The sequence below is a fragment of the Stieleria neptunia genome, assembly GCF_007754155.1.
GTDB classification, from domain to species: domain Bacteria; phylum Planctomycetota; class Planctomycetia; order Pirellulales; family Pirellulaceae; genus Stieleria; species Stieleria neptunia.
In genome coordinates, this window is the sequence record NZ_CP037423.1 from 10285338 (window position 1) to 10312143 (window position 26806).

Annotated in this window: 20 protein-coding genes; 13 read left to right on the top strand and 7 right to left on the bottom strand. The window is 55.7% G+C overall.

Annotated elements, in window-relative coordinates:
• Window positions 1–4: 4 nt before the first annotated feature.
• Both Enr13x_RS35470 and Enr13x_RS35475 read left to right on the top strand, forming a co-directional pair.
• The gene (locus Enr13x_RS35470) at window positions 5–934 is read left to right on the top strand and encodes a DUF1207 domain-containing protein (protein ID WP_231743978.1); all 930 of its coding nucleotides are present in this window, start codon (window positions 5–7) and stop codon (window positions 932–934) included.
• A complete protein-coding gene (locus Enr13x_RS35475; RefSeq protein WP_197455607.1) occupies window positions 906–1235 on the top strand; it encodes a GtrA family protein in 330 nt (109 codons plus the stop codon). The genes Enr13x_RS35470 and Enr13x_RS35475 overlap by 29 nt, the downstream gene beginning before the upstream one ends.
• 152 nt (window positions 1236–1387) lie before the next feature.
• On the opposite strand, the gene Enr13x_RS35480 is transcribed toward Enr13x_RS35475, so the two are convergent.
• From Enr13x_RS35480 to Enr13x_RS35500, 5 genes are all read right to left on the bottom strand, one after another.
• Complete coding sequence (locus Enr13x_RS35480) at window positions 1388–2707, bottom strand: NAD(P)/FAD-dependent oxidoreductase (RefSeq protein WP_145391667.1); 1320 nt, start codon at window positions 2705–2707, stop codon at window positions 1388–1390.
• Window positions 2708–2857: 150 nt separating this feature from the next.
• Window positions 2858–3508 carry a class I SAM-dependent methyltransferase gene (locus tag Enr13x_RS35485; RefSeq protein WP_145391668.1) on the bottom strand — a complete coding sequence of 217 codons (651 nt, stop codon included), beginning with the start codon at window positions 3506–3508 and terminating at the stop codon, window positions 2858–2860.
• Window positions 3505–6657, bottom strand: coding sequence for an efflux RND transporter permease subunit (locus tag Enr13x_RS35490; RefSeq protein WP_145391669.1), 3153 nt, complete (start codon window positions 6655–6657; stop codon window positions 3505–3507). Before Enr13x_RS35490 ends, Enr13x_RS35485 begins: the two co-directional genes overlap by 4 nt.
• Window positions 6654–7934, bottom strand: a complete 1281-nt coding sequence (locus tag Enr13x_RS35495; protein ID WP_145391670.1) for an efflux RND transporter periplasmic adaptor subunit — start codon at window positions 7932–7934, stop codon at window positions 6654–6656. The genes Enr13x_RS35490 and Enr13x_RS35495 overlap by 4 nt, the downstream gene beginning before the upstream one ends.
• A gap of 110 nt (window positions 7935–8044) precedes the next feature.
• On the bottom strand, window positions 8045–9433 hold the full coding sequence (locus Enr13x_RS35500) for a TolC family protein (protein ID WP_197455608.1): 1389 nt from the start codon (window positions 9431–9433) through the stop codon (window positions 8045–8047).
• 377 nt (window positions 9434–9810) lie between these two features.
• Here Enr13x_RS35500 and Enr13x_RS35505 point away from each other — a divergent pair, with 377 nt between their 5' ends.
• The 8 genes from Enr13x_RS35505 (at window position 9811) to Enr13x_RS35540 (ending at window position 19799) form a co-directional block, all read left to right on the top strand.
• Window positions 9811–10344, top strand: coding sequence for a hypothetical protein (locus Enr13x_RS35505; RefSeq protein ID WP_145391672.1), 534 nt, complete (start codon window positions 9811–9813; stop codon window positions 10342–10344).
• A 3-nt stretch (window positions 10345–10347) separates the two neighbouring features.
• On the top strand, window positions 10348–11025 hold the full coding sequence (locus Enr13x_RS35510) for a response regulator transcription factor (RefSeq protein ID WP_145391673.1): 678 nt from the start codon (window positions 10348–10350) through the stop codon (window positions 11023–11025).
• Window positions 11022–12419, top strand: a complete 1398-nt coding sequence (locus Enr13x_RS35515) for an ATP-binding protein (protein WP_145391674.1) — start codon at window positions 11022–11024, stop codon at window positions 12417–12419. The genes Enr13x_RS35510 and Enr13x_RS35515 overlap by 4 nt, the downstream gene beginning before the upstream one ends.
• A 91-nt stretch (window positions 12420–12510) precedes the next feature.
• On the top strand, window positions 12511–12825 hold the full coding sequence (locus tag Enr13x_RS39995; protein WP_197455609.1) for a GtrA family protein: 315 nt from the start codon (window positions 12511–12513) through the stop codon (window positions 12823–12825).
• Window positions 12826–13278: 453 nt separating this feature from the next.
• Window positions 13279–14718 carry a TolC family protein gene (locus Enr13x_RS35525; RefSeq protein ID WP_197455610.1) on the top strand — a complete coding sequence of 480 codons (1440 nt, stop codon included), beginning with the start codon at window positions 13279–13281 and terminating at the stop codon, window positions 14716–14718.
• Window positions 14715–17915, top strand: coding sequence for an efflux RND transporter permease subunit (locus Enr13x_RS35530; protein ID WP_145391677.1), 3201 nt, complete (start codon window positions 14715–14717; stop codon window positions 17913–17915). Before Enr13x_RS35525 ends, Enr13x_RS35530 begins: the two co-directional genes overlap by 4 nt.
• Window positions 17916–18022: 107 nt before the next feature.
• Entirely contained in the window at window positions 18023–19174 is a 1152-nt protein-coding gene (locus tag Enr13x_RS35535) for an efflux RND transporter periplasmic adaptor subunit (protein WP_197455611.1), read from the top strand.
• 289 nt (window positions 19175–19463) lie between these two features.
• A complete protein-coding gene (locus Enr13x_RS35540) occupies window positions 19464–19799 on the top strand; it encodes an HAD family hydrolase (RefSeq protein WP_231743979.1) in 336 nt (111 codons plus the stop codon).
• Here Enr13x_RS35540 and Enr13x_RS35545 read toward each other — a convergent pair.
• Window positions 19735–20397, bottom strand: a complete 663-nt coding sequence (locus Enr13x_RS35545) for a TolC family protein (protein ID WP_197455612.1) — start codon at window positions 20395–20397, stop codon at window positions 19735–19737. The two genes, Enr13x_RS35540 and Enr13x_RS35545, sit on opposite strands and share 65 nt — an antisense overlap.
• Before the next feature lie 438 nt (window positions 20398–20835).
• Between Enr13x_RS35545 and Enr13x_RS35550 the strand changes: the two genes are divergently transcribed.
• From Enr13x_RS35550 to Enr13x_RS35560, 3 genes are read left to right on the top strand one after another with little or no spacing between them, the layout of a single operon-like run.
• Window positions 20836–21381 (top strand): hypothetical protein, encoded by a 546-nt coding sequence (locus Enr13x_RS35550; protein WP_145391680.1) that lies wholly within the window; start codon window positions 20836–20838, stop codon window positions 21379–21381.
• 33 nt (window positions 21382–21414) lie between these two features.
• Window positions 21415–21732: a response regulator gene (locus Enr13x_RS35555; RefSeq protein ID WP_145391681.1), complete on the top strand. Its 318-nt coding sequence runs from the start codon at window positions 21415–21417 to the stop codon at window positions 21730–21732.
• Window positions 21695–22894, top strand: a complete 1200-nt coding sequence (locus Enr13x_RS35560) for an ATP-binding protein (protein WP_197455613.1) — start codon at window positions 21695–21697, stop codon at window positions 22892–22894. The genes Enr13x_RS35555 and Enr13x_RS35560 overlap by 38 nt, the downstream gene beginning before the upstream one ends.
• Window positions 22895–23058: 164 nt before the next feature.
• Here the strand turns inward: Enr13x_RS35560 and Enr13x_RS35565 are convergent, their stop codons facing one another.
• Entirely contained in the window at window positions 23059–26805 is a 3747-nt protein-coding gene (locus tag Enr13x_RS35565; RefSeq protein WP_231743980.1) for an efflux RND transporter permease subunit, read from the bottom strand.
• Window position 26806 lies beyond the last annotated feature (1 nt).

The window sequence follows — 26806 nt, forward strand, 5'->3', positions numbered from 1 at the left end:
TTATATGCTCGTTCTCGTTCTTTCGCTTAGCAGCGTTGCCATCGCTCAGGACGGTTTCGCATGGAATGACGCCGACCTTATCGAGCAAACTAATTTTCGCAATGCCGTGACAGGCGACATCGCTGCGTTCAGCGATGACGGTTGCGATCCCTGCCTAGGAAGCACTGCAGAAAACGATCAATGGCACCTGCTTCCCGACGGATTGTTGTGGCATTCGTACTTGGCAGCGCCGCAAGAGCCACGTATCTCGACGGTCATCTTTGGCGACAACAACGACGGCATCTATTGGGACGCGACCGTTGGCGGACGCGTCGGACTGCTTCGCTATGGAACCGGCCAATCGCATGGTGCATCGGGTTGGCAATGGGATCTGGAAGGGGCCGTGATCACGCGGTTAGATTTATTGCACGCCGAAGATGTTGAGTCGATGGATTATCGTTTCGGCACCGAGATCACGTGGGCCGAAGGACCGTGGGCAATGAAGTTCGGATACTTTCACATCAGCTCGCATGTGGGCGACGAATACCTCATTCGCAATCCGACATTCACGCGAATTAACTACGTCACCGAGTCATGGATTGTCGGAGGCAGCTATCGGCCGCGTGAGGACATGCGACTATATGGCGAATTCGTCAATTCATTTCGTGCGTCTGGTGGAGCAAAACGTTACCAGTTGCAAACAGGGGCCGAGTACACGCCGATCGCGAAAGTCATGCGGCGAGGTGCTCCGTTCGCAGCCGTCAATTTGAACTTTCGCGAAGCGGTCGATTACGACGTTTCCACCACGGTGCAAGCGGGATGGTCGTTCCAAAGTCCGAAGTCTGGCCGTCGCATTCGACTGGGCGCCCAATACGGTGACGGACCAACGAGCCAGTTTTCATTCTTTCAACATCGAGAGTCGCACCTTGGGCTGGGAGTCTGGTTTGACTACTAACACATTGCTTTGCATAGACGATCCCGCAACGAGCTTATTGCGCCACCAATGGGATCGCTACTTGATCGCGGGTGCGTTCACTGCCTTGGTCGATTTATTCGGCATTCACCTGCTGGAGAACTTCGTCTTGCCATGCGACGGCATCAGCATCAGCGAGATCGTTCGGTCAAGTCATTTTGCCATCGACAAGACGGTCGCGTTCGTCATCGCCAACGCGTTGAGCTACTGGATCAATTCTCGATGGGTATTCGACCAAGGACGCCAAAACGTTCTGAACATACTGGCTGCGGTAATGATTTAAATCGCCGTGACAAATGTAAGCATCCGCGTTCCACTCGGGATGATCTGCCGAGATGCGATCCGCCATCAGCGGACGAACAAACCGTCCCGGTCTCAGATCTGACATCGAGAACGATTTGCCGCAAACAGTGCAATTGGTCTTGTGGTGGTTTGTCATGCGATTTTCGTTGGGTCGTCCGACGGATGCTTTTCGACGACAACGGGCGTTTCGCCGGTAATGATTCGGTTGCTGCGGTTGAACGTCGCGTAACTCCACGCCCACTGAATCAGGATCAGCAAACGGTTTTGGAACTGGACAATCAACATCAAGTGAACGAACAACCAAAGGAGCCAGGCGAAGAACCCGCAAAATTGACGCTTGCCAATTTGAGCGACGGCAGCAGCTCGTCCGATCGTCGCCATTGTCCCCTTGTCGTTGTAGACGAACGGTTTGATCGCTTCGCTCGACTTGCCGCGACTGCCAATCGCATCGGCAACGTATTTGCCTTGCTGTACTGCAACCGATGCCAGTCCGGGCAATGGCTTTCCGTCGCTCCCCAAACAAGTTGCGATGTCACCGATCGCGAAGATGTTGTCGTGACCGGCAACCGCCAAACGATCAGAAACCGGCAGATGACCGGCTCGATCCGTTTCCAGACCGCAAGCGTCCGTAAGTTGCTTTCCAAGCGGACTTGCTTGCACACCGGCACCCCACAAAACCGTCTTCGTACGAACAACGGTCTCGCCATCGTCGCTGGCAAGCCGAACGTGATCGGGGGTGATTTCAGCTACCTTCGTATGCGTGTGAATTTCGATCCCAAGTTTTCGCACCTTCTCTGCCGCTCGCGTGCAAAGTTCCTCGGGATAGTGAGCCAAGATGTGCGGAGCGGCTTCGACAACCATGATTCGAGCATCTTCGGGATTGATATGCCGAAAGTCATGCTTGAGCGTGTGACGTGCGATCTCCGACAATGCTCCCGCCAATTCAACGCCCGTCGGTCCGCCGCCGACAACGACGAACGTCAAGAACGCCTTGCGTGCTTCGGCATCCAATTCGCGTTCCGCCGCTTCAAATGCGAGGTAGATACGGCGGCGAATGTGGGCGGCGTCGGCAAGCGTTTTCAAACCCGGTGCCAACGGTTCCCAATCATTGCGGCCAAAGTAGCTGTGCGTTGCACCGGCAGCGACAACCAAAACGTCGTAATTCAGTTCGCCGTCGGCAAGCCTGACCTTGTTAGCGCCAACGTCAAAGCCGGTCACTTCGGCCATCAAGACTTCGCAATTCGCTTGGTTGCGAACGATCGCTCTTAGCGGCGTAGCAATGTTCGCTGGCGAAAGTCCGCCAGTGGCGACTTGGTAAAGCAGCGGTTGAAACAGGTGGTAATTGTGCCGATCAACCAACGTGACCCGAACCGCAGCCCGACGAAGGCGCCGAGCGACTTCGAGTCCACCGAAGCCACCGCCAATGATGACGACGTGGGGAGTTGCATTCACAATCACGCGTTCCAATAGAAATGCAGGATAGGCTTTCGACCTCTGAATTCCAAATCGACAGGCTAGAAGTCTATCCGACGTTCCAAACCCCACTGACCAGCAACATCGACCACGTAAACGGCAACCGAGCCAACGATTCGCCAAAGTTCATTAGCTGATTCCGGCAACCACAATCGCCACCGGCATCGTGAATAAGTCGATGCGTTCCTGAGCGTCGATGCGAAAACCTGTTTCGATGACTAGCTGTTCCAGCGGAATTGGCTGGCAGTCAACGATGTGCGGAAAATGTGTGTGCATCCAAACGTAGGTTCGTTCCAACACGCTTTCCGATTCGCCGTCCTCAAGCGTCGCCATACTGACCAACCCGATGCGTCCGCTCGGCTTCAATACGCGGCGACATTCTCGCAGCACTTCGGGAATCGTCTCGGTCGGAAACAACTCCAATGTAAAGCTCATCACGATCGCATCGAACGCTTCGTCATCAAACGGAAGTGGCGGAGTTTCCTGGGCAATCAATTTCACACGATGGCTTTGCCCGGCCTCGTTCAAACGCTTCATCGCAACGTCTCTCATGCCGGACGATATGTCGATGCCGGTGACGCTGCCTTCATCGCCAACGGCTTCGACCAAAGTGACCAATGAGTGACCAGTGCCGAATCCAATTTCCAACACTGACTCACCTGTTTTCACCGAGAGGAGTTCAAGCCCGCGCTCGCGAGCAACATGCTCGCCTCCATCTGCAATCATGTCGTAGGCATGACTGATTCGATCGTAGAATCGCTTCGCAGGACTATCGGTCATGATTGAATCTCCTGTGCAAGATCAGCATTCTTCAATTTCTGTGCCAACCAAGAATACAATACCGGCAACACTAACAGATTCACCATCGTGGCTCCGGCCAGACCGGTGAGGATGACGAGAGCCATTGGGTATTCGATTTCTTGGCCAGGGAGTTCGCCGGTGTAGATCAACGGCACGAGGGCCAAGCCGGTAGTGAGGGCCGTCATCAGGATCGGGGCCAAGCGTTCCTCGGCTCCGCGGACAATCAGCTCGCCGGCGGTGAGGCCGGGATCTTCTTCGGCGAGGTGCCGGTAGTGGCTGATCAGCATGATCGCGTTGCGAGCCGCGATGCCCAACACGGTGACGAAACCGACCAGCGAACCAAGCGAGATGATGCCGCCGCCAGCGAATACGCCCAGCAGACCGCTGGCCAGTGCGAGCGGCAACGCCATCAAGATCAACAACACCAACCGCCAGCTTTCAAAGTCGATGTAAAGGATGATCGTAATGGCGAGGATGCTACCGAGTGAGAGCAATACTAAGCGTTGTCGTGATGCTTTCGCCTCGGCGTACTCACCCAAGAATTCGGGGTGATAACCGGTCTCGAATTCTATCTTATCTCGTACCGCCGCTTCGATGTCGTTGGCTACAGCGGCCAAGTCGCGACCGTTGACGTTGCAGGTCACGTCCAACTTGCGCGACGCTCCTTCGCGAGCGATCACGTTGGGTGCGGGGACGATCGTCAGAGCAGCGACACTCGACAATGGCACCTGAGCACCCGAGGGCGTGTCGATCATCAGATCATTTAGCTTCGCCAAGTCCGTTCGCAACTTCTTTTCACCGACGACAACGACCGGAAAGATTGCTTGGTCGCGGTACATTTCACCGACTCGCAATCCGTTAACCAGCGTCGTCACGTTGTTCATCAACACGCCCGGCGTCAAACCGAACTGCGACGCGGCCTCGACTTTCATGTCGATCGCGATTTGCGGAACTAGCACTTGCGGTTCGACTTTCAAAGTCGTGACGCCTTCGACTGGCTTGATCACCGATTCGATTTCCTTCGCCGTCAATCGCAATTGGTCCAAGTCTGGTCCGTATAACCGCACAACGATCGAAGCGCTCGTGCCGGTCAGAACTTCTTTGATGCGTTCGGTCAGATACGTCAGCAGATCGCGATACAAACCGGGATAGCCATCGACGATCTCTTGGACCTCGGCAACCGTGGCATCGTAGTCCTTGTCGTCGTCAATGCTGATCCACAATTCAGTGAAGTTCGGGCCGACGACTTCGTCTGCCACCGTTGCTCGCCCGATGTGCGAACCGAAGTTGCGAACGCCATCGACGGCCATCATTTCGTCGCTGGCTCGGATCGTGATGCGGTTCATTGCGTCGATGCCGATGCCTGGTTTCTCGACCCAGTGCATCAAGAAGTCGGTCTCGCGGAACTTGGGCATCAACTGCTCGCCCAGCATCGGAATCGTTGAAACGAGACATCCGAACAGGATGAGCGTGATCGCGATGGTGCCCCATTTGATCCGCAACGCGAAAGCCAGAACCGCTCGGTAGACGCGTTTGAACAAACGAACCAACGGTCCGTCGGTGCTGCGCCGCCCGGCTGATTTGGGAAGCAGCATCAACGACATCGCCGGCGTCACCGTCAGTGCGACGACCAGCGAAGCGAGGATTGCTAAGATGTAAGCCGCAGCCAGCGGTCGAAAGAAAGCTCCGGCCAACCCGGTCAAAAAGAACACCGGCAGAAACGCAAGGATCACGATGACGGTTGCGTAAACGACGGCGCTGCGAACTTCCAAAGAGGCTTCGAGGACGACGGCGAAGTTGCTGCGTGGCTTTTCGAGCATCGAGTTCAGCCGCAACCGACGCATAATGTTCTCAACGTCGATGATCGCATCGTCGACGACTTCGCCCAGCGCGATCACCAAGCCGGCCAGCACCATCGTATTGATCGTACCGCCACGGTAATACAACACCAACACCGCTGCCAACAACGAAAGCGGGATCGCTGTCGCACTGATGATCGCACACCGCCAATCGAACAAGAACAGCAACAGCACGATCACAACCAACACGCATCCGACCAACATTGAATGACCAAGGTTGCTGAGCGCTCGTTCGATGAACGTCGCGGGCCGAAATACCGTGGTGTCGTATTCAATTTCCGCCATCGCGGGTTTCAGTTCCGCCATCGCCTTTTCGACGTTCTGAGTCACGTCGAGCGTATTGGCCCACGGTTGCTTTTCAACGATAAGCAGCAGGCCCAGTCGGCTGTTGATGATCGCGTCACCAATCGGCGGAGCGTAGTCATAGGTGACTTCGGCCACGTCTTTAATGCGTAGCGGCGTTCCCGGTGATGGAATAGTTGTCGGTCCCGTGGCGGGGACCTGTGCGTTGCCAGTCTGCCCGCGAAAGCCTACGACGATCTCGCCCAATTGCTCTGGCGTATAGACCGCAGGCACATGACGCAGGGCCAGACGTTGATTCGCAGTGTCAACGAATCCGCCCGCACCGACCGCTGTGGCGTCACGAACGGTTTGCAAAATCGCATCGAGCGTCAAGTTGTTCGCCCGCAGCCGATCGGGATCGACGACGACTTGAAGTTGCGGTTCTTTCTCACCCCAAACGGCAACGTTGGCCACGCCGGGAATCGACATCAATCGAGGCCGGATCGTCCACTTGGTCAGGACCGTCATGTCCATTTGCGATTGCGTATCCGACCATAACCCAATCTTCAAACAGCGGCTAAGTGACGAAAGCGGCGGCAGAATCACGGGCGGCCGAGCTACCATCGGCAAAGTCGGTGCGGCCAGCGCCAGTCGCTCTTGCACCAACTGTCGAGCGGTCAACAAATCCGTACCCGGATCAAAAATCAATCGTACGCTCGATAAACCCAGCACGGATTTCGAGCGAACGGTTTGCACAAACGGAATGCCGTTGACTGCGTTTTCGATCGGCACCGTGATCAGACTTTCGACATCTTCGGTCGCGATGCCGGGAGCCTCCGTTTGAATCTCGACCAGTGGCGGCGCGAACTCGGGGAATACGTCCAGCGGCACCGAATCGGACGTGCGAACACCGACGATGATCAGTGCGATCGCAAGAACAATCACGAGCAGTCGGAACTGAAGTGAGGTTGTGATCAGCCAGTTCATTTGCCGGCCCCGAACTCTGTACCAAACAATTCCGCCGCACCGTCGACGACAACTTGCGTTCCAACGGCAGGACCGCTGGCCAAAACCGCTTCGTTTCCGTCTACAAAACGAACGCTGACGCGATTGCGTGTGTATTGCCGCTCGCCGGTCATCGCGTAAACCCAACCGCCGCCGTAGATGTCAAACAGGATCGCGGCATTGGGAACGACCAGCGACAATTTGCTCATTGACGTCGGTAGCTCGACGCCGATTCTTTGACCTGGACGTAGACCAAGGTTCGCGTTGTCGACCGTGTAGTACAGATCAGCCGACGACGACATCGCGTCGGCTGTTGGAGGAGCCGCGATGGGTGTCGCCATGACGTCCTGTGAAAGCGCTTGTCCAGACAGCGAAACCAACTTCGCCGGTTCGTCCTGTTGAACCTCCGCGAGCATGTCGACGAACACGGGGACGCGAATCCAAATCGTGTCCAGATTGACAACTTCAAACAGCACAGCGCCGCTGGCCACCGTCTGGCCTTCGCTGACTTCGATGCGATTGACGAGGCCGCCAATCGGCGTGGTCATAGGCAGCGGAGTCGCCTCGCCGTCCGACGATTCGACGTTCAGCATCTTTAGCAATTCGGCGAGCTGTTGTTCACGTTCCTGAGCTGCGGCCAGCGTTGACTTGGCGATATTTAAAGCCGCTTCGGCATCATCCACGGCTCGTCGAGCACCGGCGCGATCGGCGAACAACTTTTTCGCTCGGTCGAAAGCGATCTGAGCACCCTCGACCTCGGCCTTACCTCGATCAACGTCGCCGACGGCAACCGTTTGTGCCGCCATCAAGTTCGCTCGCGCGCCGACCAATTGCACTTGTTCGGCCGGTGTCATCACATCTCGCTCCGCCGACAACAGAGGTTTGATCGAGAGCAACGGCTGATTGGGACGGACCTGAGTTCCCGGCCTCGGCAGTGCGGTTTGATCAACTCGCGTGATAATGCCCGCCAGCGGAGCAGCCAAGACGATCGTTTTGCCCGACGGAATGACCGCTTGGCCCCCCAATGTCCTTCGTCGTGCGACTTCCCGCTCTGCCACCGCTGCGGTGGTGATGCCGAGTCGTCGGTTTGCGTCTTCGGTCAGCGTGATGGTTGCCAAGTCGGTTTCGACGGGCAACTTTTCGACCTTCGCCGGTTTGACCGATTCAGGCTTGGTCTTGTCTGCCTTGTGGCAGCCCGGTGAAAAACCGACACAAATCGCGAGCGTCGCGAAGATGAGAATTTGATGAGAATGTTTCATGAACAAACGTTTGCTGGGATTACCGCGGCTAACTTTCGTTGATCAGACTCGCAGCTTTCGGTTTTACTAATAGTATAGTTGCCGAGTGCGGGTGCGATAGGTGGGCAAATTTAGAGATTTCCGTCGAGTTGAAGTAGGTCCGCAAGATTGTTCGATTCTTGTTCTGCATCCGTATCCTTTGGTTCAGATTTATCCGGCTCGTCTCCTTCGTCCGTTGACATGTCCAAATCGGCTTCCTGGTTCGTTTCTTGCTCTGGCATCGCAAGCGGCACGTCGATCACTTCCATGAACGTTTCGTAGTCCACCAAGCCGGCTTCCAAATGGCATCCAACGGCTCGTTCCAATTCGGCAAGTGCCCGCGAATAAGCGGCTTTCTGATCCAAGATACGAGCCTTCGCGTCGAGGTATTGCGTCGTCGTTTGCAGCACCAACAGGTAATCGGTTCCCCCGTCGGCAAAACCCTTTCGCGAAATGTCCAGCGACTCGACCAAAGCCGGCGCGACCTCTTGCTCCAACACTCGCAAGTTATCCGACGCTTGTCGCAACGTCCGAATCGAAGTGCGAACGTCGGCGACAATCTGATCCGCGATCGCGTCACGCTGGTGCATCGCCGCGTTGATCTCCCAATCCGCTCGGATCACACCGCCCTCGTTGCGGTTGAAAATTGGAACATCCAACCTCAACCCACCTCCAGTGCGTCCGCCAGGATCGCTGCGAACGTCCAACACGCCATCCATCCGCAGGAACAGCCAACGCGACAATCGCGAACGCTGCGAAGCCGCCGCGACCGCCCACTTCGCGGCGTTGTAATCCGGCCGGCAAGCGAGTGCTTGGTCGATCAACTGTTGTTCGTCCAGCGTCGGCAATTCCGGCGACTGCAACGGTAACGGAACCAACGGAGTCGGCAACCGAGTCAATCCGATCAATGTCGCCAGCCGAGCTTCGGCAATCGCTACGGTTTGATCCTGTACGCCGGCCGCTGCTTTCGCGTTCAAACGATCCACCTTGGCGGTGATCGTTTCCAATTCACTTATGTCGCCGTCTTCCAAACGCTTCTCGGTAACGTCAAACACTTCACCGCGAATTCCGAGGGCTTCCTGTGCGAGCTGAGCCTGCTGAGTCGCCACGGCCAGATCCGCGTAGGCAACGCGTACATTACGAGCCAAGTCGAGTCCGTTCTGCACCAACGTTTCACCGATCCGTCGGTACTCGCGATTGGCGACCTTCACCCGAGTCGGCCGCAACAGGTACGACTCAATCGGCGCGAACAACGTATACTGTCCTTCCTTGGCACCGGTCGGAAAGTAGACAAGAAATTGTGGGTTCATCAGCAGGTTTGCTTGCACCGCATCGCCATGTGCCATTCCCAACTGAGCCAACGTCGCTTGAAACGCCGAATTGTTCGACAACGCGATCAACACCGCTTCGTCTTCGCTCAAGCCGTCTTCCAATACCACGCCCGGCGGAATCACCTGCTGGCACGGCGGCGTCTTCTGCATCGTCACGCCAGTCCGACACGCCAATTCACGGGTCGGCAGCCTGGGATCACAACATGGCTGCGGCGATCTACAGCCAGCGACTCCAATCAATGCGAACAGAACAATCGCCAAGGATTGCCAAATCGGTGTTGTCGTTGCCTTAAAAACCATCCTTGGTTTCTCCCGTTATGAGGTCTGCGTTGCCATCGAATTAACTGTACCTACAAGATCGGCCTCGTAATTCGGTATGGTTAGTAGTACGCATTCGACGCGATCGACCCAAATAATCGCGATAATCCGACCCGGCTCTCACGGTCCTCTCACGTTGGATTGCTAACATTCACTGATAGCCGAAGCCATTGTGACTTTGGCACCGACTCATCACGAAGGATTGAAAAATGAAACGAATCATCGCCACTGCGGCCGTCTGCACGATCGGCCTGTCCACCGCTTGGGCACTCAAGCCGCACAATCATGAAGGTCACGATGCCGAAGCGACCAAGATGAAGCTGTCCAACGCACCGACCGCTGTCCAAACCGCCATCAAATCCGCCGCCGGCTCCGCTACGGTTACCGACGTCGAAAAGGAAACTGAAGACGGGTTCACCTTGTACGAAGCCGCATGGAAAGTTGGCGACGTCGATCATGAGGTTAACGTCAACGAAGCCGGCGAAGTGATGGAAACCGAAATGTCCGTCTCCGGCGACGCGGTCCCCGCCGCAGTGCAAGCTGCCGCGATGAAGCATCTGCTCAAGGGTGCGACCGCCGAGTTTGAAAAGAAGATGGTGGTGCTGTACGAAATCGAGGCGATGGTCGACGGCAAAGAAGTCGAGCTGCTGGTCGATCCATCCGGCCGCGTCGTGGAACTCGAAGCAGACGACGACCATGAGGATGATGACGACGATGATGATGATGACGGCGACAAGGATTGATCTGTGCGCGTTCTAGTCATCGAAGATTACGAGCCCGTTCGCAGTGCGGTTGTCCAAGCGCTCTCCGAAGACGGTTACGCCGTCGATTCGGCGGAGGACGGGCGCAACGGCATGTGGCTGGCCAAGTCGGGTGAGCATGATGCGATTGTCTTAGACATCATGCTGCCCCATACCAATGGCATCGAAATTCTGGAATCGCTACGGTCGCAGCAACAGCACACTCCTGTGCTGTTGCTGACGGCGCTCGACGAAGTGGACCAGCGGATTCGAGGGCTCAATTGCGGCGCAGATGACTATCTCGTGAAGCCGTTTGCAATGGCCGAACTGCTTGCGCGTGTCAGGGCGTTAGTGCGTCGCAGCTTTGGTGATGGTGTGTCAGTGATTCAGGTTCGTGATCTGACGATTGATACTTCGGCGCGGTTGGTGAGTCGCGATGGTGAAGCGATCGAACTGACGGCCCGCGAGTACAATCTGCTGGAGCTGCTGGCGCGTCGGCGCGGCAAGGTGGTCACGCGAACAGAGATTTGGAAGAGCCTCTACGATATGGAAAACGAATCGACCAGTAATGTTGTCGATGTCTACGTCGGCTATCTACGCAAGAAACTGGACTTGCCAGACCAGCCATCGCTGATCGTTACACGCCGCGGTCATGGCTACGTGCTGGAGGCATCTGATTCGTGATTCGTTCGCTGCATGGTCGTCTGATCGCACTCGTCGGTGCGAGTGTGCTGATCCTATTTGCCATCAGCGGAATCTTCGTTTGTTTGCTGATCGAAGCGTCCCTCTGGTCCGAGTTCGACAGCGGGTTGCGGGATCGAGTTCAATCGCTCAGTCAATTGGTCGAGCAGGATCACGAAGGATTGATTTTTGAATGGCTTGAGGGCGGTGGCGTGGCAACTCCCATCGACTCAAATAGCGAAGTTTTATCGGTGTGGAAAGACGGCCAAGTTGTCAATCACTTCCCAACTCAGGCCGACAAACTCAGGCTCGACGTGGATTCGCCGCGTGACATCGTTGAAGTTCAACTAGCAGACGCACAACGGGGTCGAGCAGCATTGTTGCATTTCCAACCTCGGGTTGAACTGGAGGACATCAAGGACAGTGGTCTCGACGAAGTTCCGTCGGCTCGCGTCACGATTGCCTTTGCACGCCCCACTGCCGCGATCGACGCCACGATCCGTCGCTTGCGAAGACTTCTCGCCATCGTCGGGATCGTGGGCTTGCTGGCGACATTGGGACTGACTTGGCTCGCGGTCCGTCTGGCGCTGAAACCGATTGATGAAGCAGCCGAGCAAATTGCCGGCATTCACTCAGCGTCACTCGACCAACGCATCCACGAAAGCGCTCAGCAGCCTCGGGAACTTAGACCGCTTGTTCAGACGATCAACCAATTGCTGACGCGACTGCAATCAACGCTCGATCGTGAGCGAGCCTTTTCGGCTGACGTTGCCCACGAATTGCGAACGCCCCTTGCCGGCATCCGAGCGAAATTGGAAGTCGCGTTGTCGAAAAAGCGATCGGTCACCGATCACGAAGCGACCATGCGTCAGTGTTTGGCAATCACCGAGCAAACGTCAACCATGGTCGATAGCTTGTTGAAGACGACGCAAGCTCAACATGAATTATTCCATGAGACGAACGACTTAAAAGAGTTTGTCATCGAAGCCGTCGAGTCAAATTGCGACGGTGTGGCCGAGCGAGACCTAACGGTTTTATGGGATATCCCCGAAGGCACAGCATTGGAAGGCCCTCCCCAAACCGTCGCCATGTTGTTTCGTAATTTGATGGACAACGCGGTCACTTACGCTGATCCAGGTTCAACGATCAATCTCACAGTGGAAGTCAGCCCAAAGTTGCTGACGGTGCGAATCAGCAATCCCGCGAGCTACTTTCCAGCCGGCGATATCGACAAAGTCTTCGATCGGTTCTGGAGAGCCGACACGTCACGAACGGACACCGGCAAACAGAGCGGACTAGGTTTGCCGCTCTGCAAACGGCTCGCCGAGTCCCTGGGTGGAACGATCGAGGCATCGTGCGAAGCAAAAGTCTTCACGGTTCTCTTGCGATTCATGTAGCCGTAGTCACCAGCCTTTTGGCCAAAGCAAAACCAACGCGACGCGTCAGCGAGGTGCACGACAGGCCGATCCTCGCCGACGCGTCGGTTTGGTGAACGACGTCCGAGCGTTTCGGTTCGTCATCAACAAGACGGCCGCGTTTGTCATTGCAAACGGGTTCAGCTATTGGCTCAATGTTCGCTGGGTCTTCACGCCAGGCAGACACAAACGAATCACCGAAATGAGCCTCTTCTTCGGCATCTCATCAATGAGCTATCTCGTCGGCGCACAACTGGGCTGCTGGCTCATCAGTGGCTTCGCGATCTCCACAAGTCTCGCTGCCGTTGTTTGCGTCGGGGCGTCGTTCGTAATGAACTTCGTCCTTCGCAAAACGCTAGTTTTTCGACGACAGTCGGTCCCGCTGTAGGGTCGATCGAATTTTTGTTCTCACATTCTCATCGAACTCTCATCAAGCGTCGTCATAATCGTCATGACACGCTTGCAGAACGATTGAAACGGTTGGTTCTGTGATTATGAGAGTCGCGAATAGTCCGCTGTCTCCGAAAAAGACCTGTGTATCGAGATCGAATCGGCCGAGGTTGGCTCGTCGAAACTGCGGTCGTCATGATCGCTACAAACGGAATTGCTTAACATTGGGATGGGAGTCATGGTTTTCAAGCGACGTAAAACATTACTGCTGATAACGTTGCTTGTCTTCGCAGGATGTCGCTCGCCGCAGCCTAGGTCGCACCGAACTGCGGACGCAACGATTCATTCGGCTTACAAGCCGGCGACTTCCGTTGCCGAGACGTTGCCTACGGTCAGGTTGGTGAGCCTTGATGCCGGTGCTGACAACGCAGCAACCAATCCGGTTGTGCAAATGGCTCAACCGCAGGCATTACCTCCAGCCGAGTACACGTTTCAGCTATCACTCGATGAAGCGATTGGATTGGGACTCTCACAGAATCCCGACTTGGCGGCCGTGAGGGCGACTGAACCCGTGGCGAGTGCTGCGATGGGGGTTGCCAACACTTATATCTACAACCCGCAATTCCAAACGCAGGTCTTGCCTTACAGCCGTGATCGCAATGGCGAGGACGGATCGGTCAGTCAGCAACATGTCGTCGTGCAAACGTTCGAGCTGGGCGGTCAACAGCAGCATCGTGAAGGGATGGCGGCGGCGAATTGGCGTCAGGTTCACAACACAGTCAACCAAGCCGAACTGCTGAACATGGCTCAAACGACGCGGTTCTTCTTTGCCGCCTTGTATCAGCGTGAGCTTCGTGACCTCAATGCGGCGCTTGCGGAGATGAACGAGCAAATCATTGGTGTGATCGAGCGTCGTGAGAAAGCGGGCCAGTCGAACAAGGCAGACGTCGAGTTGGCCAAGCTGCAGTATCGCGCAACCCTACGACAGCAACGACTTGCCGAAGCGGGCTATCAAACGGCGATGTTGAGTTTGCGGAATCAACTGAACTTCGCTCCTGACGCGACGATCGACTTGGCGGGAAAGTGGACGAACTGGCAATGGCAACCGCTGGATGTTGTTGTCGGCATGGCTCAGCCCATGATGGCCTCCGAAGAACCGATAGACCATTTGCAGTTGGATTCACTGGACGATGCCTTCCTTCGTCAACTGGTAGCCAATCGTCCCGATGTTTTAGCGGCGCGTTCGGCAGTCTCGATGGCATCGGAAAACATGCGGTTGGCCGACGCGATGCGCTGCCCGAGTTTACAGGGCGGGCCGATGTTCCAACGTGACGATTCATCGACGGTGTTTTGGGGCGTCCAGGCACAAATTGATATTCCTGTGGTCAACAACGGAAAACCACTGGTGCAGCAGCGACTGGCCGAACTGCGCCAACAGCAAATCACCGCAACACAGCTTGAAAACCGCGCGGTACTGGAAGCACGCGCGGCGATCCAGCGATACGAGCGAGCGAGGCGTTTGGTCGAACAATCGCGAGCGGACTTTGATCGTGACCTGAACGAAGCGCTCCAGCCGTTTGAAGATCAATTCAAAGCCGGGCAGATTAACCTGCTGCAAGTTTTTGCGGCGCGGACGACGTTGATTCAGTCACAGCAAGGCTTTTTTGATCTGCTGAATGAATTGACATTGGCGATGGCCGATGTCACGCAGGCGACCGGAATGCAACCGCAGATGTTGGTGTCGATGACCGAGTCCGTTGCGACTGCCGAAAACGCGACACTCGAAATGCCTTCGAGCAAAGATGCCGAGTCGGATAAGAAGGATGCGGCGAGCATGCCCAAGACGGACCAAGCCGAAGCAAGCTCGCTGAAAGAACTGCTTCAACCATGACCACCCAACCGGACTCCAAGGCTCACGTCCTGCTACGTTTCAGCAAGCCGATTCTGTTCCTAATCGTGGCGTTGTGCTTGGCCGGCGCGTATTCCGGTTACACGATGCCCTCGTCGGTGTTTCCACAAACTGATTTTCCTCGCGTCGTGATTCTGATCGACAACGGCGTGATGCCGGGCGATGAGATGATGGCGACCGTGACGCGGCCGGTCGAAGAGTCGATGAAAGACATACCCGGCGCGATCAACATTCGCAGCACCACCGGTCGTGGTTCGGCTGCAATCAACGTTTTCTTCGATTGGTCAACCGACATGACCGAAGCGGAACAGTACGTACTCGGTCGGCTATCGCAAATTCAATCCACGCTGCCGCCAACTGCTTCGGTACAAGTTCATCGGCTGACGTTTTCGGCCTTTCCGATTCTCGGCATCAGCCTGACCAGCGACACGCGACAGCCGACCGATTTGTGGGAGACGGCTCGTTACGATATCTACCCTCGGTTTTTGCGAATCCGAGGTGTCGCCCGCGTGAAATTGGTCGGTGGGCGTGTGCCAGAGTATCACGTGGTTGTCGATCCGACGCGGTTGGATGCCAACGGGCTTAGCTTCGCGCAGGTGACTCAGGCTCTTGCGGACACGAACCTGTTCACGCCTGCTGGGATGCACGAAGAGAACTATCAACTCTACCTGACGACCGTTGACAATCGTTTGCACACAGCCAAAGAGATCGAGGACGTGATCCTGGCGTGGGTCAATCAAGCTCCCGTACGTGTGCGTGATGTCGCCACGGTCGAGACCGGTTCGGCTCCGCAGTTCAATCGTGTCACGGCGGACGCGAAAGAAGCCGTGCTATTGAACATCTACGGCCAACCGGACTGCAACACGGTTCAAATCGCCGAAGACCTGCATCGCGACCTGGAACAGCTCAAAAAAGAACTACCGCCCGACATGAAAATGGCGTTCTTTTACGATCAATCGCAGTTCGTGCGTGAGGGAGTACAAAGCGTTTGGGACGCGATCATCCTCGGATTGATTTTGTCGGTTGTCGTGCTGTTTGTGTTTTTGCGAAGTTGGCGAGCGACGTTGGTTGCCGCGATGGTGATTCCCGTCACCGTGCTGCTGACGTTGATCGGCATGAAGCTGCTCGGGATGAGTTTTAACCTGATGACGCTGGGAGGAATCGCGGCGGTTGTGGGGATCGTGATCGACGATGCGATTGTTGTCGTCGAAGCGATCTACGCAAAAGTCGAATCGGGAGAGCGACCGACGGCGGCTGTGAAAGAAGCAATTGCCGAAGTGGGGCCGGCCCTGGTGGGCAGCACTTTGACACCGGTCGTCGTATTCATTCCGCTGGCGTTCTTGGATGGTGTCGCGGGCGTCTTCTTTCGTGCGCTGGCGACGACGATGGTGATTGCGCTGTTAATCTCGTTGTTGTTGGCCGTTACGTGGACGCCGGTGACGGCGGGACTGCTGATTCGAGCAAGAAAGCAAGGTTGGCTTGGGCCATTGATTGCTAGGGTAACATTGCGGTTCCGACGTAGCCGAAGTCGCCAGACTTTGGACGAACCAAAGAACCAAACTCTGGCGAGTTCGGCTACAAAACATTCCGCTACGGAAGGTGGTCCGATCTTACGCGGACTCACCGCGATCTACGCCGCCATCATGCGAGTACTTCTACGCTGGTCCGCCGTCGCGATGATCGGAATCGTAGTGATTGCTGCCGGTGGTGGTTGGATTTATTTGCAACTCGAATCCGACTTTCTGCCGGCACAGGACGAAGGTGCGTTCGTGATCGACTACTTCTCGCGGCCCGGCACCAGTCTGACCGAAACCAATCGGATGCTGATGCACGTCGAAGCGATTCTGCACGAAGTCCCAGAGATCGAAGGATTCTCGCGGCGAACCGGTGCAAGGTTGGCCTTTGCAATCGCGGAGCCGAACACGGGTGACTTCCTGGTTAAACTGAAACCGAATCGTAATCGCACGACCGCTCAAGTGATCGAAGAAGTGCGAGCCAAAGCAAACGCGGCTGAACCTGCGTTGCAATTTGAATTCCCCGGCGTGCTGGGCGACTTGATTGGAGACTTAACCTGGTCGCCCAACCCGGTCGAAATCAAACTCTATTCAACCAACATCGAATTACTCAAAGCGAAGGCGGCCGAAATCGCACAGACGATCGAGGCGATTCCCGGTGTGGTGGATGTCAACGACGGCTTAGTCGTCGCGGGGCCGACACTGCGTTTGAAAACCAACGTGGCCGAGGCCGCTCGCGTTGGATTGACGCCTCGAGCGCTTGGCAATGAAATCCAAGCAACCATGCTGGGCACCGTGTCGTCGTATGTGCTGCACGGCGACCGCATCTACAACGTGCGGGTGATGGCGTCGCCCCAATCGCACAGCAGTCAACAAGAGTTGGCGACGATGCCGCTGCGAACGCTCGCGGGAGCCAACATGACGGTTCGTGACGTGGCTCAGATCGAACACGAGCCGGGCATGTTGGAAATGCACCGCGAAGACCTGCGGCAACTCGTGTCGGTCTCGGCTAGGTTCGAGAACATTGACATGGGAAGCGGGATCAGCGAAATCAAAAAGGCGATTGCGTCCAAAGTGCAATTACCACCGGAGGCATCAATGGAGTTTGGCGGCCTTTACCAACAACAACAGGAATCGTTTCGCAATCTGGCTCTCGTGTTGGCGATGGCCCTCGTGCTTGTGTTCGGCGTGTTGATTTTAGAATTTCGCGGCTTCATGAAACCGATTGCGATCCTGGCCGGTTCCATTCTCGCCATGTTTGGTGTCGCAGCGGCATTGTGGTTAACCGGTACGACGCTAAATATCATTTCGTTCCTCGGAGCGATCATTGGAATCGGGATCACTGCGAAGAACGGTATCTTGATGTTGGATTACGTCGATCAGTTGATGGCTGACGGATTACCGCTGGATGAAGCCTTGATTCAATCAGGCCGTCGTCGTTTGCGTCCCGTGTTGATGACTTCGTTGACAACCTTTCTGGGCTTGTTGCCGTTGGCATACGGCGTCGGCGCGGGTGCCGACATGCTGCGTCCGATGGCGATCGCGGTGATCGGCTCGTTATGCATGTCTCTGGTTTTGGCCCTGATCGCGACGCCAGTGTTTTACTACTTGATGGTGCGAATCGCGAACCGCATTAGGCGACGTAGAGTCGGAGAACAATCATGAACACCTTACGCTGGATGTTGTCACTATTAGTCCTCACCCTGGTTGGCTGCTCGCCGAAATCACCCGATGCGACAGCACCAATCGACGAAGTACCCGCGCAGCCACCCGTGTCCGTTGAAGTCGCTACTGCCGAAATCACGACGCTTCGACCGTTGCTTGATCTGGTCGGCCAGATCGTCGCGATTCCCGAAAAGACGGCCGTGATCTCGCCACAACTCGGCGGCTGGGTCAGCAAACTGGATGTCGTCGAGGGCCAATCGGTCAAGGCAGACGAACTATTGGTGGAACTTGATACTCGATCCGCCCGAGTCGCCGTCGCCCGTGCCGAAGCAACCGTGGCCGAGAAAACAGCGGCAGTGAAGCGGCTCAAGAGCGGTTACTTGCCGGAAGAAATTGCCGGAGCGAAGCAGGACGCCAGCAACGCGGCGGCAACCGCCGATGCACTCAACAACGAGCTCCGCGCCTTGAAAGACCTACTCGACCGAAACGAAATCTCACCGGTCGTTTATCAAACCAAAGCCGAAGCCGCCAAATCAGCTGAAGCTGCACTCGCATCGGCACAAGAGAAAGTGAAGTTGCTCGAAGCCGGTACGCGGCCTGAAATGGTCGCCGAAGCTCAAGGCCAACTCGACGCCGCGAAAGCGGATCTCCAGCAAGCGAACCTGACACTGGATTGGTGTTCGATCACCAGTCCCATGGATGGAGTGGTCGTTCAGTTACTAGCTCGACAAGGCCAGTTCTTCGATCGGGCCGTTTCGTTGGCAACGGTGATGAACCTCGACGAAGTGTTTGTGCAAATACGCATCCCTAGCACCCAGTTCGCGAAGATACGCGAAGGCACTGAAATCAAGATCGAATTGGCGTCGCTTCCCGGACGATCCTTCCCTGGCAAAGTCATCCGCATCAGCGGCCAAGCCGATCCGGCCACAGGCAACGTGGTCGTCTTCGCATTGGTTGAGAACAGCGACCACTTATTACGTCCCGGACTCAGTTGCCAAGTGCATGTGTCGCTCCCCGAAGTCACCTCGGCCCTCGCCATCCCGGTCGCCGCCGTCGCAGACAATTCGGGGACGCCCGTGGTCACTATCATCCGCAACAACAAAGCGTACGAAACCGCAGTCACACTCGGAGTCGAAACGAGCGACCAAGTACAAATTCTCAGCGGCCTCAAAACCGGCGACCAAGTCGCCACCGCCGGAGGTTATGGGCTCCCCGAAGGTTGCCCAGTGGAAATTGTGGATAGCCAGAAAAATGGATAGCCAGAAAAATCGTTGATAAATAACAGAGAACGTTATCTCGATGTAACTCGCCTTGCAGACAAACTCTGCAAGTCAGTTCAATGTTGCATAGATTAGACCACGATGAAAGCGACTGTCGGTTACAACCTTTTCGCAGAAAAGGAACGACGTGTCAAAAACTTTGTCCACTACAAACCTTGATCCGCAAAAGGATGACGATTGTATTGAGAAACTCGCCGAGGTTTTCGACCAACTGTCGCAAGACAAAACACTGTCGCGGTCAGGTTGAGCGATTCCCGATGGAACCGATTTGCAGAGCATCACCGGTCGCGGCATTCAGGCGACGGTCGAAGGAGACATCGTTCACATCGGCAAAGACGATCTGTTCGCCGAAGTCGACGGACCGCCGCTGCCAGATAGCGTTCGCGAGATCGTCGAATCGCTCGAAGAGAACGGACGGACAACCATGATCGTCCGGAGTGGCGATCGTTATCTCGGCGTGATCGGTTTGATGGACACACCCCGTGAAGCTTCCAAGCGAACAATCTTGCGGCTTCGCGAACTCGGTATCGAGCGGATGATTATGATCTCTGGCGACAACCAAAAGGACGCGGTCGCGGCCGGCAAGCGAGTGCTTGGTCGATAACTTGCTGTTCGTCCAACGTCGGTAATGCCGGCGACTGCAGCGGCAACGGAACCAACGGCGTCGGCAATCGAGTCAAGCCGATCAACGTAGCCAACCGAGCTTCTGCAATCGCCACAGTTTGATCCTGCACCCCCGCCGCCGCTTTCGCATTCAAACGATCCACTTTGGCGGTGATCGTTTCCAATTCACTGATGTCGCCCTCTTTCAAACGCTTCTCGGTCACGTCGAATACCTCGCCACGAATCTGAAGAGCTTCTCGGGCGAGCTGAGCTTGCTGAGTCGCGACAGCCAGATCCGCGTAAGCAACGCGAACATTCCGCGCCAAATCGAGTCCGTTCTGGACGAGTGTTTCGCCGATGCGTCGGTACTCGCGGTTGGCGACTTTCACACGTGTTGGTCGCAACAAGTACGACTCGATCGGCGCGAACAACGTGTACTGTCCTTCTTTGGCACTGGTCGGAAAGTATGCAAGGAACTGAGGGTTCGCCAGCAGACTTGCCTGCACCGCGTCGCCATGTGCCATGCCGAGTTGGGCGAGTGCGGCTTGAAATGCCGAGTTGTTCGACAAGGCCGTCTGGACCGCCTCGTCTTCACTCAACCCATCATCCAAGACAACCCCCCGGCGGGATCATTTGCTCTGCAGCTAGAACCGTTTGCGGGGTCACGCCAGTGCGGGTCGTAAGCTCGCGGGAGGGCAGGCCGGGATCGCAATAGGGTTGCGGCGATCTACAGCCCACGACGCCAGTCAATGCGAACAGAACAATCGCCAAGGATTGCCAAATCGGTGCTGTCACTGCCTTGGAAACCATCCTTGGTTTCTCCAGTTATGAGGTCTGCGTCGTGATCGAAGTATCCGTACCTACAAGATCGACCTCGTAATTCGGTATGGTTAGTAGTACACGGTCGACGCGAACGACCCAAATAATCGCAATAACCGGCCCCGACTCTCACGGTCCTCTCACATTGGATCGCTAACATTAACCGATAGCCGAAGCCATTGTGACTTTGGCACCGCCTCATCACGAAGGATTGAAAAATGAAACGAATCATCGCCACTGCGGCCGTATGCACGATCGGCCTGTCGACCGCTTGGGCACTCAAACCTGACCACCACGAAGGTCACGAAGCCGAAGCGACCAAGATCAAACTGACCGACGCACCGACCGCTGTCCAAACCGCCATCAAATCCGCTGCTGGCTCCGCTACGATGACCGACGTCGAAAAGGAAACTGAAGACGGGTTCACCTTGTACGAAGCCGCATGGAAAGTTGGCGACGTCGATCATGAGGTTAACGTCAACGAAGCCGGCGAAGTGATGGAAACCGAAATGTCCGTCTCCGGCGACGCGGTCCCCGCCGCAGTGCAAGCTGCCGCGATGAAGCATCTGCCCAAGGGTGCGACCGCCGAGTTTGAAAAGAAGATGGTGGTGCTGTACGAAATCGAGGCGATGGTCGACGGCAAAGAAGTCGAGCTGCTGGTCGATCCATCCGGCCGCGTTATGGAATTGGAAGCCGATGATGATCACGACGACGAGGATGGAGATCATGACGACGACGATGATGACGAAGAAGACGATGATTGATCTCGTCACCTCACGCTCCCTCCAGGATTGCCGATGAGAGTGCTCGTCATCGAAGACTACGAACCGATTCGCAGCAGCGTTGTGCAAGCGCTCTGCGAAGACGGTTTCGCAGTCGATTCATCCGCCGATGGACGTGATGGTATGTGGCGTTCCAAGTCGGGCGAACACGACGCCATCGTGCTCGACATCATGCTGCCTGATACCAGCGGTCTGGAAATCTTGCGAGAGCTTCGCGCCGGCAAGCAAACGACGCCGGTCCTGTTGCTAACAGCATTTGATGCCGTCGATCAGCGTGTTCGAGGTCTCGACAACGGTGCCGACGACTACCTCGTCAAACCGTGTCGAGTTTGAGTGGCAAGAAGATGATGCGACCACGAATCCGATCAATGTCGATCGCGAAACCATCACCGCGTGGATCGACCAAGAAGTCGTCAATGCGTTTCCCGCCAATGCTCAACCCATCAAACCATGGGGACAATTAGGCGAGCGAGTCGCGACGTTGCAGTTCATCCCGCGACAGGAAAGTCAAATCGTCAAGCCCGAAACCGTGACCATTGCACTGGCACGATCGACTTCCAACGTTGACGCTACCATCGCACAACTTCGCGGCACAGTGCTGCGAGTGGGAATCGCCGGATTGATCGTCTCGCTAGGCCTCACTTGGCTGGCTGTTCGCTTTGGCCTGAAACCGATCGTGGCGGTCACGCGGCAGATCACTGGCATCCAGGCCGACTCGCTCAATCAACGTATCGAAACGATCGAAACACAACCCGCCGAATTGCGACCGCTTTCGCAAACCATCAACTCCTTACTGCAACGACTCGAACAAACCTTTGAACGTGAGCGTTCATTTTCGGCGGACGTCGCGCACGAGTTGCGAACACCGCTCGCTGGCCTGCAAGCCAAGCTCGACGTCGCCCTTGCTCAACCTCGCGAACCGGATTCGTATCAACGGACGCTCAGCGATTGTCAAGAAATCACGACCCAAACGTCCGCCATCGTCGCCGCCTTGCTCGCCACCACTCGGTCGACATGCCAAGCCAATCATTCCACCGAAGTCGTCCACCTTCATCGACTGATCGACCGGCTTTGCGCCGACTTCGAGGAAACGATTCTCGATCGGCGTTTGGAAATCCAACTCAACATCCCACGAGAACTGACCATCGAATCAGACCCGCAAATCCTAACGATGATCATTCGCAACCTGTTAGACAACGCGACCAGCTATTCCGACCCAAACTCCACCATCACAATCACCAGCACTTCCACAGCCAACCAAACCAAAATCACCTTCGACAACCAAGCCAGTGATTTCCCAGCACACGACATCGACAAGGTATTCGATCGTTTTTGGCGATCCGACACTGCTCGCACCGCCACCGGCACCCACGCTGGCCTCGGCCTCACGCTGACTCGACGACTTGTTGAATCCATCTGCGGATCAATCGGGGCTTACTACAACAACGGACACTTCCAAGTTTCGGTTTGCTTTGCGACTAAATTCAAATCTTGAAACGAAGGGAGTAAGATTCCCAGACCAAAGCTAGGCCAGAACGACAGTCCGGTCTTTGACGACATTGCCAGCAGCACGAAAAACGGCCTCCGAGGGTGCCGGGCCAAATTGGCATTCCTCGGAGGTCTCGCCATTTGGCGGGCAGAGCCTGTTAAACAACGAGCTCAGTGATCGCCGTGTGGCTCTTCCTTGAAGTCACCGGAGTACGGTGTGCCGTCAATGACGCCAGCGATCGTGCCAGCGTATTCTTGAACGACGCCCAGTTTCTCGTGGTTTCCGACGAAGCGAGATGCTTTGCCGGCCGGATCGCTGTCTTGCGGTGCAGCCTTCAGCGTGACTTGCATCACCGGATCGCCGATGCTCAAGTCGATGGACTCAGCGTCAATCGGAACGGGCGACTTCTCGTCGGCACCAAGGATATAGACCGTGCCTTCTTGCTTGTCGTGATCGACGGTGAACTCGACGTGATACTTACCACCGCCCCAGTCGGCGATGGTTCCATCATGTGGTCCCGTACCGTGGGCACCGTGTGGGGCGTGTTCGGTGCCATCGTCATGTACGTGTGCGCCGTCCGATGCAGGCGCGGGAGTCGTTGTTGTCGAAGCCGTCTCTTGCTTACAGCCAACGAAGCCGATGAGTCCACAGAAAACGAGTGACAAAGTTGTGTTCGAGAATTTCATTGAATGGTTCCTTGAAAGCGGTTGGTTAAAGTTTTCGGGCCAACGGCCCAGCGAGTTGCCTAGCCCAGGCCAACGGCCTGTTGGGTCTGGCCGTTCAACCGTGAGAGTTTGCTGCGTGATGACCAACGCCATCACTCCGCCGATGAACGCAGTCGGCAGGGCGTTGAGGATTTGCAGAACGACGCGGATTGACGGAAACAGAATCAACAACACCACGAACATTCCGATCACGGATAGTCCGGCCAGCACGATGATGAGCTGTGTTGCCCGCTGTTGACTCTCGAACTGTCCGCCAAATTCGATGAAGTAGCCGACGGGCGTTTCAATTTGATCGCCTATGCGCTGTTTGATGTCGCCGACTGCACCGGCCAAATCACGTCCTTCGGTATTGCAGCGTATGACAATTCGGCGGCGGGCGTTTTCGCGGTTGATCGAGTTTGGCCCAGTGCCGACGCCCACGTCCGCGACCTCGCGAAGTTCGATCTGTCCGCGATCGGGTTGTCCTTCTCGATCTTGCAGGTCGATGCGAAGCCGATCGAGATTAGCGTAGTCAGTGCGGTATTCCTCTTCGAGACGCACGAGCAAGTCGAAACGTCGTTGACCTTCGAGGACTTGCGAAACGACTTCGCCTTGCAGTGCCGTTTGCAATACATCGGCAACATATTCGCGAGTCAGTCCATGCAACGCCAAATCATCGGCTCGCAACTCGATATGCAATTCCGTTGTCTCTTGAATAGGCTCGACCACCGGCGGTGTAATTCCAGGCACGTCCTGAATCGTTGCTTTCACTTTCTCGGCCACACGCTGCAATGTGTCCAAATCGTCGCCGTGAATCTTGATAGCTATCTGAGCGTAAACGCCAGAGATCATGTGGCTAATCAAGTGTGCCAGCGGTTGCTCAACTTCAATATCAACGCCGGGAGCTTCATTGCTGATCCGTTCTCGCAAACGCGCCAATATTTCTTCTCGTCCTGTCGGTGATTCCGGATTCATGCTCAGGATGTATTCGCCGAAATTGACAGGCGAAGCGTGTTCGTCCATCTCTGCACGTCCCGTTCTGCGAACAAAATACAAAATTTCGCCTTCGGGATTCTCGGCGTTCTTTTGCATCGACAGAAACACGGAATCAATAGCGCGCGAAACCTGATTGGATGCGTCAAGCGACGAACCCGGCGGCAGGGTCACGTTCACTTGAATGCTGCCTTCGTCGAACGGCGGCAAGAAGTTTCGTCCCAACGTTGACATCTGCCAGGCGGCGACGGCAACGGCAAGCCATGTCAAGATCAGTAGTGTTCGCGGCATTGCCATGCTGAGCCGGATCAAATTGGTCACGAGCTTCTTCAAGCCGTGCAGCAGAAAACCGTCGCCTTCATGGTGAGTTGCTCGGGATTTCGGAAGGAGGTAGTAGGACAGCACTGGTGTCACCGTCATGGACACCACGAACGAAGAAAGGATCGAAACGATGTACGCGAAACCGAGTGGCGTGAATAATCGGCCTTCCACGCCGGAGAGTGCAAATAGCGGCATAAACGACAGGATCACGACTGCTGTGCCGAACACGATTGAACTGCGAATCTCCTTGCTTGCCTCGAAGGTAATGACGATGGAGGGTTTCTGCTGTTCGATGGGCAAAAGATTGTTCTGCTTCAAACGCCGAAAGATGTTTTCGACATCGACGATGGCGTCATCGACAAGCTCCCCCATGGCGACGGCAATCCCGCCCAGTGTCATCACATTGATGGAAAGCTCGGTGCCGCTTAGCCAACCCATAATGCGAAACGTCAGCGTCGTTAGCACCAGTGAAAGTGGGATTGCAGTAAGCGTAATGAACGTCGTGCGAAAATTCAGCAGGAACAGAAACAGGACGACGATGACTAGCACCGCACCGATGACAAGCGCCTCAGCAACATTGAAAATTCCACGGTCGATAAAATTCCGCAGTCGAAACAATTCTGAATTGACAATGATGTCCGCTGGCAAGGATGCTTCGACCTCGACAAACGCCTCCGCGACCGCATCACTTAGATCGCGAGTATCAATATGAGGTTGTTTGACAGTGGTGAATACGATCCCCGGTTTGCCGTTAACGCTGCCATCGCCGCGTTTGAACTGTGGTCCTTCGGTCACGCGTGCAACTTGCTCCAATAACACAGCACGTTTGGTGTAATCTCCAACTGGAATTTTTTTTAAATCTTCGATCACAACACGCGACTCAGGCCCCAGTCGGCCGAGCACGCGGATGGGTCGCTCCGTTTCGCCCGTCACGGCAAACCCACCGCTGGTGTTGATGTTGCTTGCTCGCAACGCTTGTTCGACGTCTTGAACAGTGACGCCGTATTCGAGCAGCGCCGTAGGGTCAATTAGAATCTGGTACTGTTTGCGATCGCCGCCGAGCATGAAGACTTCGGCGACACCAGTCACTTTCAATAGCCGTGGACGAATGATCCAGTCGGCAACCGTTCGTAGTTCGAGCTGTTGCTTTTGGTCGGAATAGAAGTTGGCTTGGTGGGTTCGTTCGTCGATCTCCATCGTTGCCATCCCGGTCGGATGGTTCTGTGGCCCGTGGGCACTAACCTCGGGTTTTGAAACCACGGAACCCGCGGCTAGCGCCGGCGACTCAATTGGGGACCAAGTAACGGATTTCGGATCCAATTTTTTCCAAGTTGAAAAGTCATGCCGATCACCCGGCAGCCAAGCACCAATTTGAAATTCACCGTTTGGGCCGATAACCATCTCGGCCATCATTTCCGTATTGCCGACCTGCGCTAGCCGTCCTCCATTGGGACCGTTTTGGCGATAGATGCCCGCGACGATGATTTGACCCATGATCGACGAAGGCGGCGTCATCTGCGGGCGAATCCCGTCGGGCAAGATACCTTCCAGCGTCGACAATCGCTCTTGAACCGTTTGTCTTGCCGCCCGAATTTCGGTTGACCAATCAAACTCGATGTAGATGACGTTCAGCCCGGCGGTCGATTGACTGCGAACAGCTTGAACGCCGTTGGCCCCCATCAGCGCAATTTCGATTGGCTGAGTCACCAGCGTCTCGACTTCTTCGGTCGCCAGTCCTGGAGCTTCGGTGATGATGACGACGCGAGGTCGGTCGAGGTCGGGAAAGACGTCGATCGACATCTGTGCGGCCAAATACGTGCCGTAGACCAGCACAAACAGGCTGACGACGACGACCAGCATTCGGTATCGAAGCGAAATTTTTATAATTGCATCAAGCATG